The organism is Pyxidicoccus caerfyrddinensis (genome assembly GCF_010894405.1).
Taxonomy (GTDB): Bacteria; Myxococcota; Myxococcia; order Myxococcales; family Myxococcaceae; genus Myxococcus; species Myxococcus caerfyrddinensis.
The window spans coordinates 1-1,516 of the sequence record NZ_JAAIYA010000094.1; the positions used below are offsets into that span (position 1 = coordinate 1).

Annotated in this window: 1 protein-coding gene and 1 pseudogene; both read left to right on the forward strand. The window is 66.7% G+C overall.

Annotation, left to right across the window (positions count from 1 at the left end; translation table 11 throughout):
* A partial coding sequence (locus G4D86_RS51610) for an ABC transporter permease (RefSeq protein ID WP_240360971.1) occupies positions 1-1,226 on the forward strand: 1,226 nt, incomplete at its 5' end.
* 7 nt (positions 1,227-1,233) lie between these two features.
* Positions 1,234-1,516: pseudogene (locus tag G4D86_RS51615) on the forward strand (outer membrane lipoprotein-sorting protein); the annotation flags it as partial.

Here is a 1,516-nt window from a genome sequence, read left to right on the forward strand (position 1 = left end):
TCGCCGGTGTCACCGCGCTGCTCGTCATCCTGATGGGGCTGTCCACCGGGATGAAGGACACGATGTTGCGCTCGGCCACCACGCTGTCCACCGGCCACGTCAACGTGGCCGGCTTCTTCAAGGTGTCCGCCGGGCAGGGCGTCCCCGTCGTGACGGGCTATCCGAAAATCCTCGAGCAGATTCGCAAGGACGTGCCGGAGGTGGACTACATCGTCCACCGCGGGCGCGGCTGGGCGAAGGTGGTGAGCGAGACCAGCTCCATGCAGCTGGGCCTGGGCGGCATCGACATCGATGCCGAGCCCGGCTTCCGCCAGGTCATCCAGGTTCGCGAGGGCTCCATGGACGGGCTGGCGAAGCCCAACTCCGTGCTCATCTTCGAGAAGCAGGCGAAGCGACTGGCGGTCAAGGTGGGCGACACGTTGACCATCGCCGCGCCCACCATGCGTGGCACCAGCAACACGGTGGACGTGCAGGTGGCGGCCATCGCGGCCAACGTGGGCATGATGAGCGACTTCAACGTCTACGTGCCCTCCGGCACGCTGCGCGCGCTCTACCAGCTCCGCGACGACACCACCGGCGCCATCCAGGTGTACCTGAAGGACGTGGCTCAGGTGCCCGAGGTGCAGGCCCGGCTGCGCAAGACGCTGGCCGAGGCGGGCCACGAAATCATGGACAACGACCCGCGGGCATTCTTCTTCAAGTTCGAGGTCGTCAACCGCGAGCCGTGGACGGGCCAGAAGCTGGACATCACCAACTGGGAGGACGAGATCAACTTCATCAGCTGGACGCTCGCCGCGCTCAACTTCCTCACCGGCGCCCTCACCTTCGTCCTGCTGGTCATCATCTGCGTGGGCATCATGAACACGCTGTGGATCGCCATCCGGGAGCGCACGCGGGAGATTGGCACGCTGCGCGCCATTGGCATGCAGCGCCGGCGGGTGGTGCTGATGTTCGTCTGCGAGGCGCTGACGCTGGGCGCGCTGGGGACGCTGGCGGGCGCCGTGGTGGGGCTCGCGGTGTGCCTGGGCGTCAACGCGGCGGGCATGGCCGTCCCCGAAGTGGTGGCGATGTTCATCATGTCGGAGACGCTGAAGCTGGCGATCAACCCCGGAGCCGTGGTGGGCGCCATGGTGTTCATCACCGCGTGCACCACGCTCATCTCGCTCATTCCCTCCTTCCTCGCCGCGCGGATGAAGCCCGTCACGGCGATGCACCACATCGGGTGAACCCTCCATGAGTCTGAAAAGTGTGATGACCGCCGCGGTGCTCACCGCGGCCCTGCTGTCCGCCCCGGCGGCGCTGGCCCTGGAGCCGGCGGAGATGGTGAAGCTGCTGGCCACCATCGACGACCGGCAGCGCAACGGTGGTGACTACAAGGCGCTCGTCTACCTGGAGCAGAAGGAGAAGGACAAGACGGACACCGTGCGCGAGGCGTTCGTCTACCGGCGCGACGCGGACGACAAGCTGATGATTCTCTTCAGCCGTCCCAAGACGGAGGCCGGCAAGGGCTACCTCC